Source organism: Loktanella sp. M215 (assembly GCF_021735925.1).
In the GTDB taxonomy this organism is placed as follows: Bacteria; Pseudomonadota; Alphaproteobacteria; order Rhodobacterales; family Rhodobacteraceae; genus Loktanella.
Map to the genome: position 1 here is coordinate 2,106,483 of NZ_WMEA01000001.1, position 15,604 is coordinate 2,122,086.

Annotated in this window: 13 protein-coding genes; 10 read left to right on the forward strand and 3 right to left on the reverse strand. The window is 64.8% G+C overall.

Annotation, left to right across the window (positions count from 1 at the left end):
- The first annotated feature begins 5 nt into the window (after positions 1 to 5).
- Positions 6 to 1,436, forward strand: coding sequence for a gamma-aminobutyraldehyde dehydrogenase (locus tag GLR48_RS10315; protein WP_272911393.1), 1,431 nt, complete (start codon positions 6 to 8; stop codon positions 1,434 to 1,436).
- Positions 1,437 to 1,602: 166 nt separating this feature from the next.
- A complete protein-coding gene (locus GLR48_RS10320) occupies positions 1,603 to 2,688 on the forward strand; it encodes a TRAP transporter substrate-binding protein (RefSeq protein ID WP_237061177.1) in 1,086 nt (361 codons plus the stop codon).
- A gap of 211 nt (positions 2,689 to 2,899) precedes the next feature.
- Here GLR48_RS10320 and GLR48_RS10325 read toward each other — a convergent pair whose 3' ends face one another.
- Positions 2,900 to 4,291 (reverse strand): TRAP transporter large permease, encoded by a 1,392-nt coding sequence (locus tag GLR48_RS10325; RefSeq protein WP_237061178.1) that lies wholly within the window; start codon positions 4,289 to 4,291, stop codon positions 2,900 to 2,902.
- Positions 4,291 to 4,866, reverse strand: a complete 576-nt coding sequence (locus GLR48_RS10330) for a TRAP transporter small permease subunit (RefSeq protein WP_237064510.1) — start codon at positions 4,864 to 4,866, stop codon at positions 4,291 to 4,293. The genes GLR48_RS10325 and GLR48_RS10330 overlap by 1 nt, the downstream gene beginning before the upstream one ends.
- A 302-nt stretch (positions 4,867 to 5,168) precedes the next feature.
- Between GLR48_RS10330 and GLR48_RS10335 the strand changes: the two genes are divergently transcribed.
- From GLR48_RS10335 to GLR48_RS10370, 8 genes are all read left to right on the forward strand, one after another.
- Entirely contained in the window at positions 5,169 to 6,206 is a 1,038-nt protein-coding gene (locus tag GLR48_RS10335; protein WP_237061179.1) for a LacI family DNA-binding transcriptional regulator, read from the forward strand.
- A gap of 115 nt (positions 6,207 to 6,321) precedes the next feature.
- On the forward strand, positions 6,322 to 7,632 hold the full coding sequence (locus tag GLR48_RS10340; RefSeq protein ID WP_442915836.1) for an ABC transporter substrate-binding protein: 1,311 nt from the start codon (positions 6,322 to 6,324) through the stop codon (positions 7,630 to 7,632).
- Positions 7,633 to 7,748: 116 nt separating this feature from the next.
- Positions 7,749 to 8,615, forward strand: a complete 867-nt coding sequence (locus GLR48_RS10345) for a carbohydrate ABC transporter permease (RefSeq protein WP_237061181.1) — start codon at positions 7,749 to 7,751, stop codon at positions 8,613 to 8,615.
- 13 nt (positions 8,616 to 8,628) lie between these two features.
- The gene (locus GLR48_RS10350; protein WP_237061182.1) at positions 8,629 to 9,459 is read left to right on the forward strand and encodes a carbohydrate ABC transporter permease; all 831 of its coding nucleotides are present in this window, start codon (positions 8,629 to 8,631) and stop codon (positions 9,457 to 9,459) included.
- Positions 9,460 to 9,470: 11 nt separating this feature from the next.
- Entirely contained in the window at positions 9,471 to 10,475 is a 1,005-nt protein-coding gene (locus GLR48_RS10355) for an ABC transporter ATP-binding protein (protein ID WP_237061183.1), read from the forward strand.
- On the forward strand, positions 10,472 to 11,245 hold the full coding sequence (locus tag GLR48_RS10360) for an L-iditol 2-dehydrogenase (protein WP_237061184.1): 774 nt from the start codon (positions 10,472 to 10,474) through the stop codon (positions 11,243 to 11,245). The genes GLR48_RS10355 and GLR48_RS10360 overlap by 4 nt, the downstream gene beginning before the upstream one ends.
- A 41-nt stretch (positions 11,246 to 11,286) precedes the next feature.
- Positions 11,287 to 12,747, forward strand: a complete 1,461-nt coding sequence (locus GLR48_RS10365) for a mannitol dehydrogenase family protein (protein WP_237061185.1) — start codon at positions 11,287 to 11,289, stop codon at positions 12,745 to 12,747.
- A 57-nt stretch (positions 12,748 to 12,804) separates the two neighbouring features.
- On the forward strand, positions 12,805 to 14,145 hold the full coding sequence (locus GLR48_RS10370) for an ABC1 kinase family protein (protein WP_237061186.1): 1,341 nt from the start codon (positions 12,805 to 12,807) through the stop codon (positions 14,143 to 14,145).
- On the opposite strand, the gene GLR48_RS10375 is transcribed toward GLR48_RS10370, so the two are convergent.
- Positions 14,120 to 15,565 carry an alpha/beta hydrolase gene (locus tag GLR48_RS10375; RefSeq protein WP_237061187.1) on the reverse strand — a complete coding sequence of 482 codons (1,446 nt, stop codon included), beginning with the start codon at positions 15,563 to 15,565 and terminating at the stop codon, positions 14,120 to 14,122. The two genes, GLR48_RS10370 and GLR48_RS10375, sit on opposite strands and share 26 nt — an antisense overlap.
- Positions 15,566 to 15,604: the final 39 nt, after the last annotated feature.

Genomic DNA, 15,604 nt, shown 5'->3' on the forward strand with positions numbered 1-15,604 from the left:
ACCCCATGACCATCGACACATCCCTGCTGATCGGCACCGCGTTCGAGCCCGGCACCGAAGCCCCGGAACCCGTCCTGAACCCGCGCACCGGCGCCCTGATCGTCGATGTGCCAGAGGCATCGCTGGCGCAGGTCGACCGCGCCGTGGCATCCGCCCGCACGGCCTTTACCCACTGGTCCCGCACCACCCCCGGCGAACGCGCGACAGCCCTCCTCAAGATCGCCGACCGGATCGAGGCCGAGGCCGCGGACTTCGCCAAACTCGAAGCGCTGAACTGCGGCAAGCCGATCAACCTCGCCCTGAACGACGAAATTCCGGCCATCGTCGATTGCTGGCGCTTCTTCGCGGGCGCCGTGCGCAACATGCACGGCGCGATCGCCGGCGAATACCTTGCTGGCTTCACCAGCATGGTGCGCCGGGACGCGGTCGGCGTCGTGGCCTCCATCGCACCCTGGAACTATCCGCTGATGATGATGGCGTGGAAACTTTGCCCCGCCATCGCGGGCGGCAACACTGTCGTCTTCAAACCCTCCGAACAGACCCCGCTGACCGCGATCAAGCTCGCGCGCATCATGGCCGACATCCTGCCCGAAGGCGTGGCCAACGTCGTCACCGGGCGCGGCCAGACCGTCGGCAGCTACCTCATCAACCACCCCGGCATCGACATGATCTCGATCACAGGCGACGTGGCGACGGGCAAAAAGGTGATGGAGGCGGCGCAGAAATCCGTCAAGCGCACCCATCTGGAACTGGGCGGCAAGGCCCCGGTCATCGTCTTCGACGACGCCGATCTGGGGGCCGTGGTCGAAGGATTGCAGGCCTTCGGCTACTACAACGCAGGGCAGGACTGCACCGCCGCCTGCCGCATCTACGCGGGCAAAAAGATCTACGACCGCCTCGTGGCCGACCTGACCTCTGCCGTCTCCACGATCCGGCTCGGCAACGCCGACGACACCACCAACGACATCGGCCCGCTGATCTCGCAACGCCAGCGCGACCGGGTCGCGTCTTTCGTGAACCGCGCCAGAGAGCTGAAACACATCGAGGTCACCACCGGCGGCGAAGCCATGGACCAGGGTTTCTACTACCGCCCCACCGTCATCGCCGGCGCCCGGCAAGAGGACGAGATCGTCCGCCGTGAAGTCTTCGGCCCCGTCGTCTCCATCACCCCCTTCGACGACGCCGATCAGGCAATCGGCTGGGCCAACGACAGCGACTACGGCCTTGCCTCCTCGATCTGGACCCGCGATGTGGGCCGGGCCATGTCGACGGCGGCGCAGATGCGCTACGGCTGCACCTGGATCAACACGCACTTCATGCTGTGCAACGAAATGCCCCACGGCGGGCTGAAACAATCCGGCTACGGCAAGGACATGTCGTCCTACGCGCTGGAAGACTACACCGTCGTGCGCCACATCATGCTGGCCCACGGCTGACCGCAGGGGCAGGGCGCGCCCTTGCTCCGCATCAGCCCGCGCGTCATTTTTGCGCCATAGCGCCCCGCCGCAGGTGGACAACCAGCGGTCGGCCTGATTTGACTGCGCCCCAAGGGACGCCCCCTACGCGGCGTCTCCGTGATCATTGTCCTAGGGAGGTTTCACAATGGATCGTCGTTCATTCATCCGCACCGGCGCACTCGGCGCCACCGCCACGGCCCTTGCCGCACCCGCCATTGCCCAAGGCAACACGACCTGGCGCATGGTCACCACATGGCCCAAGAACTTTCCCGGCCTCGGTGTCGGCGCCCAGCGTCTGGCCGACCGCATCACCGCGGCCTCCGGTGGCCGCCTGACCGTGCAGGTCTATTCCGCCGGCGAAATGGTCCCGCCGCTGCAATCCCTCGACGCCGTCATCGACGGCACCGCCGAGATGAGCCACGGCGCCGCCTACTACTGGCAGAACAAGTCCGCCGCCCTGTCGTTCTTCACCGGCGTGCCCTACGGCATGACGGCACAGGAACTGGCCGCATGGGTCCGCTTCATGGGCGGTCAGGAAATCTGGGACGAGGTCTACGACCAGTTCGGCGTGCAGGGCTTCCTGTCCGGCAACACCGGCACACAGGCCGGCGGCTGGTTCAAGAACGAACTGATGGGCGTCGAGGACATCAACGGCCTGCGCTTCCGCACCCCCGGTCTGGGTGGTCAGGTCTGGGAAAAGCTCGGCGCCACCGTGACCAACATGGCGGCAGGCGAGATCTTTCAGGCCCTTCAGTCCGGCACGCTGGACGCTGCCGAATTCGTCGGCCCCTACAACGATCTGGCGCTCGGCTTCTATCAGGTCTGCAAGAACTACTACTTCCCCAGCTTCGTCGAACCGGGCCTCGCCACGGAACTCGTTGTCGACAAGGCCAAGTATCAGGCTCTGCCCGCTGACCTGCAGGCCATCGTGCGCGACTGCTCTCAGGCGGAATACGACATGGTCGCCTCCGACTTCGTGGCCAACGACCCGCGCGCCCTGCAGACGCTCGTCAACGACCACGGCGTGAACGTCCGCCAGTTCCCCGAAAGCATCCTCGAAGCCGGCGCCAAGGCCTCCATCGAGGTGCTGACAGACCTGCGCGACAACGGCGACGCTCTGGTCAAGAAGACGGCCGAAAGCTTCGTCGAATCCCTGAACATCCTGCGGACCCGCACGCAAGACATCGACAGCCCCTTCGTGCAGGCGCGCCAGAAGTACCTGACGCTCTGATCCGCACGACCTTGAAACCGCGAAAGGCCCGGGCATTATGCCCGGGCCTTTTTTCTGTGCGACAAGCATAAAACGGTGCGATGGTCGTATCTTCTTCTGGTCGCACATACTTTGGGGGTCGACGGCCGGTGCGCCACTGGTCCGAGGACCAGCCGGCGACGGGGCAAAGCCCCCGGCGGATCGGACCGGCGACAGCCGGTCCGATCCGATCTCACCCAGCTATCAGCCTTGGCAACCACGTCACGATGCCGGGGAACGCGAACAGGATCGCGATTGCAATGATCTGCAGGATCACGAAGGGGATGATCCCCTTGTAGATCGCGGATGTCGGCATGTCTGCCGGTGCCACGCCGCGCAGGTAGAACAGCGCGAACCCGAAGGGCGGCGTCAGGAACGACGTCTGCAGGTTCACGCCCACCAGCACCCCCAGCCACACCGGGTCCACGTCCAGCGCCAGCAGGACGGGGGCGGTGATCGGGATCACGATGAAGATGATCTCGAAGGTATCGAGGATGAAACCCAGCAGGAACATGATGCCCATGACGACGGCCACGGCCGCCAGCGTGCCGCCCGGCAGGTTCGACAGGAATTCATGCACCAGATTGTCGCCGCCCATCAGGCGGAACACGACGGAAAACACCGAGGCGCCCAGCAGGATGACAAAGACCATCGACGTGATCGTCGCCGTGCTGATGACCGTCTGCTGCAGGATCGAAAACGACAGCCGCCAGCGCAGGGCGGCCAGCACCATCGCACCCACGGCGCCGACAGAGGCGGCTTCCGTCGGCGTGGCGATCCCGCCCAGGATCGACCCCAGCACCGCCATGATCAGCAGCAGCGGCGGCACGAGGGCCACCATGATGTCGCGCCCCAGCGTCGCGCGGTCCTCCGGGCTGACCGGCGTGGCGGGCAGGGCCTTTGGGTCAAAGATCGCCTTGACGATCACGTAGCCCAGATACAGCCCCACCAGCAGCAACCCCGGCAGGATCGCACCCGCAAACAGATCGCCCACGGACACCGGAACGGGCGCAAAGTTCCCCTTGGCCATCTGCACCTGCGAATTGATGCCCGACAGCATGTCGCCCATGAAGATCAGGACCGTCGACGGCGGAATGATCTGCCCCAGCGTGCCCGACGCGCAGATGACGCCGGTCGCGATCTTGGGATCATATCCCGCCCGCAGCATTGCCGGCAGCGAAATCAGCCCCATCGTGACCACCGTGGCCCCCACGACGCCGGTAGAGGCCGCCAGCATCGCGCCAACCAGAATGACCGAAATCCCCAGACCGCCCCGCAGATTGCCGAACAGCTTGCCCATCGTCAGCAGCAACTGCTCTGCGATCTGCGATCGTTCCAGCATCACGCCCATGAAGATGAACAGCGGCACCGCGACCAGCACCTCGTTCGTCATGAACCCGATATAGCGGTTCGGCAGCGATCCAAAGTTCGACGGATCGAACACGCCGAAAAACCAGCCGACAGCACCAAAGCCAAGGCTGACACCGGCCAGCGAAAAGGCGACCGGAAAGCCCAGCAGCAGAAACCCGATGATGCCAAAGAACATGAGACCGGCAAGCGTCTCGCCCAGTGTGACGGGATCCATCAGTGCAGTCCTTCGATCGCTTGGGCCTCGGCGTCGGCCGTTTTCACGGGGTATGCCATCATCGCAGGCACCAGATCGCGCCGCCCCCCCAGCACCAGCACCGACCGGCACAGCATGGCGACACCCTGCAGCGCCAGCAGCACGGCAAAGCCGATGATGAACGTCTTGAGGATATAAAGCCCCGGCATGCCCCCCACGTTGGCCGAAGCCTCGTGATACGACCACGCCCGCTGCACGAAGGGCAGCGAATAGATCAGCACGATATAGCAGAAGGGCAGCAGGAACAGCAGCACGCCCACCAGATCCACCGCCGCACGGGTCTTCATCCGGGCCGGGCGATAGAAGATGTCGACGCGCACGTGATCGTCACGCAGCAGCGCGAACCCCGCCACCGCCATGAACATCGCGCCGTTCAGCCAGATATAAAGGTCCTGCAACCACAGAAAGCTGGTCGCAAAGACATAGCGCAACACCACGACGGTAAAGCAGACCAGCACGATCCCGAGGCTCAGCCAGGAAAACACCTGCCCGATCGCCCAGTTCAGCCGGCTGATCGCGGCTGCCACGACACTCAAACTGCGTAACACTGTCCTGACGTCCTCCCAAAGCGCGCCGGTCGCGGCCCGCAGGCCAGCCGTCGCGGATGCCAGCTCTTCTTTAAGGGTTGCCGGGGTGCCGTCAACCTGTCGCACCCGCAGCCCCTCTGGCGATCCGGACAAGACTGCGCTGAATCAGGGTCCCACGCCATCGGCGGCTCTCGTCCGATGTGAACAGGGCGACCAAAGTTATTTTACCGATGTAAACAATTTGCGGCTTACAGCCCCGCATTTTTGTCATAACCTTTCCCCAAGGACGTGATCCGGAAAGGTTTCGACCCATGCCAAAGCCGAAAATTCACACGATGGAGGAGTTGTCCGCCGCCATCGGCGTCTCCCGTCCCACCCTGTCGCGCTATTTTCAGGACCCCACAAAGGTCAGCCGTTCCTCGGTCGAGCGTATCCGCACCGGGCTGGACCGGGTCGATTACACCCCGAACTTCTTCGCCACCCGAATGAACCGCAAGACGACGGGCATGATCGGCGTCATCATCCCCTACCTCAACGATCTGTTCTTCACCCGCCTGCTTGAATCCATCGAACGGGCGGCGATGATGGCAGGCTACACGGTCATCAGCCAATGCTCTCACTCCGACCCAGAGATAGAGGCGCGCGCGGCCGAAACCTTCCTGTCGATGAACGTCGATGGCGCCATCGTGGCGCCGCTGGGCAATCACAGCGACCTGCATGTCTACGAGCGTCTGAACGCACGCATGCCCTTCGTTCTGTTCGATTCCCGTCCAGAGCTTTTGACGAACGTCGATTTCGTCGGCACCGATCACGTGCAAAGCACCGGCATGATGGTCGATTATCTGTGCCGCGTCGGCGGCCCGCCGGTGTTCCTCGCCATGCCGCGGGTGAACTTCAACGCGGTCGAACGCGAGAATGCCTATATCGCCCGGATGACCGAACTGGACCTTGAACCCGTCGTCATCGGCACGCAGATGACCGGCCCCGGCGCCTATTTCGAATCGCACGGCCTGGCGGTCATGTCGGACCACTTCGCGCGCGGCGCGCTTCTCGACAGCACGATCCTCTGCGTCAACGACCGGGTCGCCATCGGCGCGCTGCGTGCGGCGGCGCAGCATGGGCTGGAACCGGGGGCGCTGCGCCGTGGCGGTCTGCGAATCGCCGGTCACGACGATTACCCGCTTTGCCCCTTCACCAGCCCGCCGCTGACCACCGTGGCACAGGATGTCGACGGGATCGGGCAGGCCGCCGTCGACCGCCTGCTGGAAAAGTTGCGCGCGGAAAATCAGACCGGAAATCAGATCGTAAAGCTGATGAATGGGGTGATGAAGGTCCGGAGTTCTGCGTAAGCAGCAGCGTAATGCTGCGCCGCGGCGATGATTTTAGAAATTTTGTGTTGACCGGTGCCAAATCCTCCGCCTAGACTTGACGCGTGTAAAAGGCTTGGGAGGGCTTTCCATGAATATGAAGACGACCATTCTCGGCACGACCGTTGGCTTTGGCCTGTGCGTCGGCCTCGCCTCCGCCGCCATGGCAGAGGAAATCACCATCGCGACCGTGAACAACGGCGACATGGTGCGGATGCAGAAACTCGCGCCCCAGTGGGAACAGGACACCGGCAACACGATCAACTGGGTCGTCCTGGAAGAGAACGTGCTGCGCCAGAACGTGACCACCGACATCTCCACCGGCGGCGGTCAGTATGACATCATGACCATCGGCACCTACGAGGCGCCGATCTGGGGCAAGAACGGCTGGCTGACGTCCCTGAACGACGGCATGGCCGACGACTGGAACAAGGACGACCTACTGCCCGCCATCGCCGGCGGTCTGACCGTCGACGGCGATCTGGTCGCCGCACCGTTCTACGGCGAATCCTCGATGGTCATGTACCGCACCGACCTGATGGAAAAGGCCGGGCTGGAAATGCCCGACGCGCCGACCTGGGACTTCATCCGCGAAGCCGCGATGAAGATGACCGACCGCGCCAATGACATCAACGGGATCTGCGCCCGCGGCAAGGCCGGCTGGGGCGAGAACATGGCCTTCCTGACCGCCATGTCCAACTCCTTCGGCGCCCGCTGGTTCGACATGGACTGGAAGCCCCAGTTCGACAGCCCCGAGTGGAAGAACACCATCGACTTCTACCTTGGCATGATGAACGAATCCGGTCCCGCCGGTGCCGCCAACAACGGTTTCAACGAAAACCTGACGCTGTTCCAGCAGGGCAAGTGCGGCATGTGGATCGACGCGACCGTCGCGGCGTCCTTCGTGACCAACCCCGCCGACAGCACCGTGGCCGATCAGGTCGGTTTCGCACTGGCCCCCGACAACGGTCTGGGCAAGCGCGGCAACTGGCTCTGGGCCTGGAGCCTTGCGATCCCGTCGTCGTCCAAGAAGGTCGACGTGGCCAAGGACTTCATCAGCTGGGCCACGGGCCAAAGCTATGCGGAACTGGTCGCCGGTGAAGAAGGCTGGGCCAACGTCCCCCCGGGCACCCGCAAGTCGCTGTACGAAAACCAGGAATATCTGGACGCGGCACCCTTCGCCAAGATGACGCTGGACAGCATCAACTCCGCCGACCCGCAAAACCCGAGCGTTCAGGAAGTGCCCTATACCGGCGTCCAGTTCGTCGCGATCCCGGAATTTGCAGGCATCGGCACCCAGACCGGCCAGCAGTTCTCTGACGCGCTGGCGGGCAACCAGACCGGTGACGAGGCGCTGGCGAATGCCCAGTCGCTGACCGCCGAGGAAATGGAAGCCGCAGGCTACTAAGCCCGCGACACCAATGACCGGGGGCAGGGTATCCTGCCCCCGGTCTGACCCCCGGGTCCTTTCGCAGGTCAAACGATCTTCGAAAGCATCCGATCACCTGACGGGAGGAGCCGGTCATGGCGACAGAACATTCCAAATCATCCGCACGGATCATGATCGCACCAGCCGTCTTCGTGCTGCTGGTGTGGATGCTGGTGCCGCTGTGCATGACACTCTACTTCTCCTTCGCGGACTACCGACCGCTTAGGGCGACGTTCGATGCGTGGATCGGGTTCGACAACTACGTGTCGTTCCTGACGTCGGATTCGTTCCTGTCATCGGTCGTCGTCACCCTGCAGATGGTGGCGGGAATCCTCGTCATCACCATCGGCGGCGGCATCGCGCTGGCGCTCCTGCTCGACCAGCCGATGTTCGGGCAGGGGATCGTCCGCATCCTGGTGATCGCGCCCTTCTTCGTCATGCCGACCGTGTCGGCGCTGGTGTGGAAGAACATGTTCTTCAACGTGGACAACGGGTTGTTCAGCTATCTGTGGAAATTCTTCGGCGCGCAGCCCTATGATTTCCTGTCCCAGTCACCGCTGCTGTCGATCATCATCATCGTGGCATGGCAATGGCTGCCGTTCGCCACGCTGATCCTGCTGACCGCCGTGCAGTCCCTGTCGTCCGAACAGCTTGAGGCTGCAGAGATGGACGGCGCCCCCGGCTACAGCCGCTTCTGGTACATCATCCTGCCGCACCTCAGCCGCGCGATCACCGTCGTCATCCTGATCCAGACGATCTTCCTGCTCTCGATCTTCGCGGAAATCTTCGTGACCACCAACGGCGCCTTCGGTACCCGCACGCTGACCTACCTCGTCTACCAGCGCGTGCTGGAAAGCCAGAACATCGGCCTCGGCTCTGCGGGCGGCATCGTCGCCGTCATCCTCGCCAATATCGTTGCCATCTTCCTGATGCGCATCGTCGGCAAGAACCTCGATACCTGAAGGGACCCGGACAATGGCTCGCGCAATCTCGCCCCGCAAAAAGATGATGTGGACGGTCCTCGCCTGGGGCATCGGTCTGCTGATCTTCTTCCCGATCCTGTGGACCTTCCTGACCAGCTTCAAATCCGAAGCGGTGGCAATTTCCGATCCACCCGTCTGGTTCTTCTTCGACTGGACGACGCAGAATTATTCCGACGTGCTGGCACGGTCGAACTATCCGCTGGCCCTGATGAACTCGATCATCATCGCCGTGGGATCGACCCTGCTGGGCATCATCATCGCCGTGCCCGCCGCATGGGCCATGGCCTTCGTGCCGGGCAAAAAGACCAAGGACATCCTGCTCTGGATGCTCTCGACCAAGATGCTGCCCGCCGTCGGCGTGCTCTATCCGCTGGTGCTGATCGCGAAATACCTGAACGTCTATGACAGCCGCATCATGCTGATCGTGATCCTGATGCTGATCAACCTGCCGATCATCGTCTGGATGCTCTACACCTACTTCCGCGAAATCCCGGGCGAAATCCTCGAAGCCGCGCGCATGGACGGCGCCAGCCTGCGGAATGAGATCATCTACGTCCTGACCCCGATGGCCGTGCCGGGCATCGCTTCCACCATCCTGCTCAATATCATTCTGGCGTGGAACGAGGCGTTCTGGACCATCATCCTGACCACCGTGAACGCGGCACCTCTGACCAAGTTCATCTCCAGCTTCTCGGCACCCGAAGGCCTGTTTTACGCCAAGCTTTCCGCCGCCTCGATCATGGCCATCGCGCCGATCCTCATCATGGGCTGGTTCAGCCAGAAACAACTCGTCCGGGGCCTGACCTTCGGCGCGGTCAAATAGGAGAGACCACCATGGGACGCATCACACTCGACAAGGTTCAAAAGAAGTTCGGCGAAGTCGAAGTCATCCCCCCGCTGGATCTGACGGTCGAGGATGGCGAATTCGTCGTCTTCGTCGGCCCCTCCGGCTGCGGCAAGTCCACGCTCCTGCGCCTGATCGCGGGGCTGGAGGATGTCTCGGGCGGTGAAATCCGCATCGACGGCCAGCCCGCCACCGACCTGCCCCCCGCCAAGCGGGGCCTCGCCATGGTGTTCCAAAGCTACGCGCTTTATCCGCACATGTCCGTGCGCAAGAACATCGCCTTCCCGATGAAGATGGCGGGCATGCCGCAGGACGAACAGGACCGCCGCATCGCCAAGGCCGCGACCGCCCTGAACCTGACCGACTATCTCGACCGCAGGCCGGGGCAACTCTCCGGCGGCCAGCGCCAGCGCGTCGCCATCGGCCGCGCCATCGTGCGCGAACCCGCCGCGTTCCTGTTTGACGAGCCGTTGTCCAACCTCGACGCCGCCCTGCGCGTCGGCATGCGGATGGAAATCTCGGAACTGCACAAGACGCTGGCCACCACGATGATCTACGTGACCCACGATCAGGTCGAGGCGATGACCATGGCCGACAAGATCGTCGTCCTGCGCGCCGGCCACATCGAACAGGTTGGCTCGCCGCTGGAGCTGTACAAAGCCCCCCGCAACACCTTCGTCGCGGGCTTCATCGGCTCGCCCAAGATGAACCTGCTGACCGGCGCGCCTGCGCAAAAGCATAACGCGACCACCATCGGCATCCGCCCCGAACACCTCGACGTCGTCGACAGCGGCGGCACCTTCACGGGCCGGGTCGGCGTGGCGGAACATCTGGGGTCCGACACCTTCTTCCACGTCCACGTGCCGGAAATGTCCGAACCCATGACAGTGCGGGCAGGGGGAGAGGTCGGCCTGACCCATGGCGACACGATCCATCTGGAACCGCGGGCCGAACACATCCACCGTTTCGACGACAAAGGCTTGCGCATCGCATGACCCGCCTGACCGACAAATCGGCCCTCATCACCGGGTCCGCCCGCGGCATCGGTCGCGGCTTTGCCGAACGCTATATTGCGGAAGGCGCCACCGTCGCCATCGCCGACATCAACATGGACGCGGCACAGGCGACTGCGCGCGAACTGGGCGACCGCGCCTACGCCGTGCAACTCGACGTCACCGACCAGTCCAGCATCGACGCCGCCATCGCCTCCGTCGTTGCAAAAACCGGCAAGCTCGACATCCTGATCAACAACGCGGCCCTGTTCGATGCGGCTGAAACCGTCGACATCACCCGCGCCAGCTATGACAAGCTCTACGCCGTCAATGTCGCGGGCACGCTCTTCACCATGCAGGCCGCCGCGAAACAGATGATCGCCCAAGGCCACGGCGGCAAGATCATCAACATGGCGTCGCAAGCGGGCCGTCGCGGCGAATCCCTCGTGCTGGTCTATTGCTCCACCAAGGCCGCCGTCATCTCGATGACCCAATCCGCCGGTCTGAACCTGATCAAGCATGGCATCAACGTCAACGCCATCGCCCCCGGTGTCGTCGACGGCGAACACTGGGAACACGTCGACTCCATGTTCGCGAAACTCGAAGGCAAACCGCTTGGCCAAAAAAAGGCCGAGGTCGCCGCAGGCGTTCCCGCCGGTCGCTTCGCCGTGCCCGCCGACCTGACTGGCATGGCGGTGTTCCTTGCATCAAGCGAGGCGAACTACATCGTCTCGCAAACCTACAACGTCGACGGCGGCCAGTGGATGAGCTAAGCGCCGCCGTCATTCCTCAAGACCCCATTGAAAGCCCCATCATGGCCACCCCCCTGTCCCTCGCCACCCTGTCCGACCTGCCAGAGGGCGTGCGCGTGCCGTCCTACGACCGCGCCAGTCTCTCGCCCGGCATCGTCCACATCGGCCTCGGCAACTTTCACCGCGCCCATCAGGCGTGGTATCTGCACCGGCTGATGGACGCAGGGCAGGCGCACGACTGGGCGATCCTCGGCGCCGGTGTCCGCCCCGCCGATGCCAGCGCGCGAGAGAAGATGCTGGCACAGGATTGCCTCACGACCCTGATCGAACTCGACCCCGCCGGCAAATCGGCAGAGGTCACAGGCTCCATGATCGACTACATCGCCGTGGCCGAAGGCAACGCCCCCCTGATCGCCGCCATGTCCGCGCCAGAGATTCGCATCGTCGCCCTGACCGTGACCGAGGGCGGCTATTACCAAAAGGACGGCACATTCGACGCGGGCCACCCCGACATGGTGCATGACGCCGCCCACCCAGACACACCGCGCAGCGCCTTCGGTGCCATGGTCGCCGCCCTGCGCGCCCGGCGTGCGGCGCACTCCGGCCCATTCACCTGCCAGTCCTGCGACAACCTGCAAGGCAACGGCGACATCCTGCGCCAGACGATCACCGGCCTCGCCCGCCTGTCCGACCCGGACCTCGCTGACTGGATCGACGCGCAGTGCACCTTTCCGAATTCCATGGTGGATTGCATCGTGCCCGCCACCGGCCCCTCTGAACTGGCCTTGGCGCGCGACTTCGGCGTGGCCGACAACGTCCCCGTGACCCACGAAAACTTCCGCCAGTGGGTGATCGAGGACAAGTTCTGCGCCGGTCGCCCCGCGTGGGAAGACGTCGGCGCCACCATCACCGACGACGTGCACAGCTTTGAATCCATGAAGATCCGCATCCTGAACGGCGGCCATCAGGTCATCGCCAACGCAGGCGAGATCCTGAGTGTCGAAACCATCGCCGGCTGCATGGAACACCCCGCCATCCACGCCTTCTTCCGCAAGGTCGAAACCGACGAAATCGTCCCCCACGTCCACGCCGTCCCCGGCATGACACCGCAGGCCTACGTCGACCTGATCGAAAGCCGCTTTGCCAACCCCCAGATCCGCGACACCACCCGCCGCGTCGCCTTCGATGGCTCCTCGCGCCACACCGGCTTCATCCTGCCGGTCCTGCGCGACGCCCTCAAGGCCGGCACCCCGGTCGAGGGTCTCGCCTTGGTCGAAGCCCTCTGGGCCCGCATGTGCGAAGGCACCCGCGAGGACGGCACGGTGATCGAGGCCAACGACCCGATCTGGACCGACCTCCAGACCGCTGCCAAGGCCGCGAAAGACCGCCCCGCCGCATGGATCGAACAGCCCCTCTACGGCGATCTGGCGCAGGCGAAACCCTTCGCCGATGCCTTCGCCCGCTGGCTCACGATGATCTGGGCCGACGGCGCAGAGGCTGCGCTGACCTCCTACACCGCCTGACCTGCGACATCATGGCCGCAACCTTGCGCTACGTCCCATCCCCGCTAGCTTTCGGGGATGAATGACACCCCCTCCCGCGCCCGCCCGGTCCCTGTCCCCTCCGGCCGCCTCTCGCGGCTGACGCGCCTCGGCACGATGACTGCGGGCGTCGCGGGCAACATGGCGCTGCAGGGCATCGGCCAACTGGGCCGCGGCCAGCGCCCCGCCTTCCGCGACCTGCTCCTGACCCCCGGCAACATGACCCGCATCGCCGACCAGTTGGCCAACATGCGCGGCGCGGCCATGAAGGTCGGCCAGCTCGTCTCCATGGATACCGGAGAGATGTTGCCGCCCGAACTGGCGCAGATCATGGCCCGCCTGCGCGACGACGCCCACTTCATGCCGCCAGCACAACTGCGGCAGGTCCTCGACGCCCAGTGGCCGAAAAACTGGCTGCAACAGTTCAAGACCTTCGACGTCCGCCCCATCGCTGCCGCCTCCATCGGGCAAGTCCACCGCGCCGTCCTGCGCGACGGCCGCACGCTCGCGATCAAGGTGCAATACCCCGGCGTCGCCCGCAGCATCGACAGCGACGTGACCAACGTCGGCGCCCTGATCCGCATGACCGGCCTGCTGCCCAAGGGTCTCGACCTCGCGCCCTATCTCGCAGAGGCGCGCCAGCAGTTGCACGACGAAACCGACTACCTGCGCGAGGCCGCCCAGCTCCAGCGTTTCGGCACTCTCCTCGCCGACCAGCCGCAGTTTACCGTCCCCGGCCTGCACGACGACCTGACCACCGGTCAAGTGCTGGCGATGGACTTCGTCCCCGGCAGGTCGATCGAGACTGCCGCCGATGCCCCGCAGGACACCCGCGACCGCATCGCCCGCGACCTGATCGCCCTCACACTGGCGGAACTCTTCGATTTCAACGCCATGCAGACCGATCCGAACTTCGCCAACTACCGCTGGCAGGCGGACACGGGTCGCATCGTCCTGCTCGACTTCGGCGCCGCCCGCGACATCGCACCGGATGTCGCCGCCCGTTATCTCGCCCTGATCCGCGCCGGTCTAGCCGACGATCCCGCAGCACTAGGTGAATGCGCCGCAGCCATCGGCTTCATCGGCCCCGCCACGCAAGCCACCCACCGCGCCCAGATCATCGCCATGATGCGCGACGTCTTCGCGGCCCTGACCGCGCCGCAGATCGACTTCGCCGACCAGACACTGTCCCGCCGCCTGCAACAGCAAGGCATCGCACTGGCAGAGGATGGCTTCATCCCGCCGCCACTGCCGATCGACGTCCTGCTTCTGCAGCGCAAGTTCGGCGGCATCTTCCTGCTCGCCGCGCGCCTTGGCGCAAGCGTCGACGTCATGGAACTGCTGCGCCCCTACCTTACGCCTGAAACAGCGGAAAGCTGACGCCCAGCGCCCAGGCCAGCACCAGTCCCAGCGCCAACCCCGCCGCCAGTGGCCCCGCGCGCCGCCCCGCCATGCGCCCCATCGTGCCGAAGACCGCATAGAACAGCAGCACCACGGGTGCGATCATCACCAGAAAGAACAGCCCGCTTGGGTCCAGCGCCACCGCGATCCCCAGCGACACGATGAACCCGCCGCGCAAGACAAACCGTCGTCCCAATGACGCCCCATGCGTCAGCACCGCATCCGCCAGCATGAACGGCACCGCCCCCAGCGCCATCGCCGCGATGATCCACACGCGCTGCGCGATGGGCCAAAAGTTCGCGGCATAGCGGTCAAGTGCCGCGCCGAACACCACGCTCCACCCCAGCAGCACGAGAAATGCCAAGGGCGAAAACGCCCCGAACCGCCCGCCCCAGCGCCGGATCAGCCACAGCTGCAACCCGCCGAACACCGCCAGATGCAGCGCGAGGTACCCCGCCACCAGCACCGGCAGCACCTGCGGGTTCACCAGCACCGAGACAACCGGTGCCACGACCACCGGCACCAGCGTCACCACCGCCAACCGCCCGCGCGATAGGGGCATCGCCTCCACCGGCGTCACCGGCAACACCCGCGCCACCGCGCCGAACAGCGCCACGATGCCGCCCAGCAACCCGAGTATCGCCCAACCCGTATGGCGGATCGGCACGTCGGAGGTTCGCACGTAAGCCCGGTCGATCCAGTCCACTGCCTCCGCCCGTCCACGCCTGCTGTGCAGGATCGAGACATGCTCTACCCACGGCGCAATCACCGCCCGCCGGCTGACCGGACCATCAACGACAGTCTGTCCATCGACCGCAGCCGGATCGACCATCTGCGCCGCCGCGACCGCGAACTCTTTCAGCCCCGGCTCTCCGGCGCCCGTGACTAGCAGCAGGTCGGCAGGATGGCCTGCGTCGATCGCCTGACTGAACGCCGACAGCAGCACCACCGGCCCCACATCCCCGCGCCCCTGCGCCACCCGCACCAGCACATCCGTCGCCATCGAATGCCCCAGCAGCGCCACCGGCGCCGCCCCGTCCGCCACCGCGTCGACCACCTCTGCCGTCTGATCCACCAGCCGCTGCGTCGTCCCATCCAGCGCCGTGACATCCCCCGACATCGGCACCGGATTGCGCCCGTGGCCCTGAAAATCGAAGGCAAACACCCGGTATCCCGCCTGCGCCAGCGGCAGCGCATAGCCTTGCATCATCTGCCGCGACCCGGCAAAGCCATGCGCCACCACGACCACCGGCCCGTCGGCACCGGGCAGGGCATAGCGCGTGACCGGAGTCTCTCCGACCGTCAGCGAGGTCATCTCCAGCCCGCGCCGCGCGTCGTGCAAGACGAACAGCGACACCACGATCGCGATCAGGGCCACCAGTGTCACGCCATGTCTCATTGCCGTCCTCCCTGCACCCATGTCCGCATCCGGCGCGGG

Coding starts and splice junctions, on each gene's coding strand:
- GLR48_RS10365 (WP_237061185.1), top strand. CDS start 11,287: ATGGCCACCCCCCTGTCCCTCGCCACCCTGTCCGACCTGCCAGAGGGC.
- GLR48_RS10340 (WP_442915836.1), top strand. CDS start 6,322: ATGAAGACGACCATTCTCGGCACGACCGTTGGCTTTGGCCTGTGCGTC.
- GLR48_RS10335 (WP_237061179.1), top strand. CDS start 5,169: ATGCCAAAGCCGAAAATTCACACGATGGAGGAGTTGTCCGCCGCCATC.
- GLR48_RS10345 (WP_237061181.1), top strand. CDS start 7,749: ATGGCGACAGAACATTCCAAATCATCCGCACGGATCATGATCGCACCA.
- GLR48_RS10370 (WP_237061186.1), top strand. CDS start 12,805: ATGAATGACACCCCCTCCCGCGCCCGCCCGGTCCCTGTCCCCTCCGGC.
- GLR48_RS10350 (WP_237061182.1), top strand. CDS start 8,629: ATGGCTCGCGCAATCTCGCCCCGCAAAAAGATGATGTGGACGGTCCTC.
- GLR48_RS10355 (WP_237061183.1), top strand. CDS start 9,471: ATGGGACGCATCACACTCGACAAGGTTCAAAAGAAGTTCGGCGAAGTC.
- GLR48_RS10375 (WP_237061187.1), bottom strand. CDS start 15,565: ATGAGACATGGCGTGACACTGGTGGCCCTGATCGCGATCGTGGTGTCG.
- GLR48_RS10325 (WP_237061178.1), bottom strand. CDS start 4,291: ATGGATCCCGTCACACTGGGCGAGACGCTTGCCGGTCTCATGTTCTTT.
- GLR48_RS10315 (WP_272911393.1), top strand. CDS start 6: ATGACCATCGACACATCCCTGCTGATCGGCACCGCGTTCGAGCCCGGC.
- GLR48_RS10320 (WP_237061177.1), top strand. CDS start 1,603: ATGGATCGTCGTTCATTCATCCGCACCGGCGCACTCGGCGCCACCGCC.
- GLR48_RS10360 (WP_237061184.1), top strand. CDS start 10,472: ATGACCCGCCTGACCGACAAATCGGCCCTCATCACCGGGTCCGCCCGC.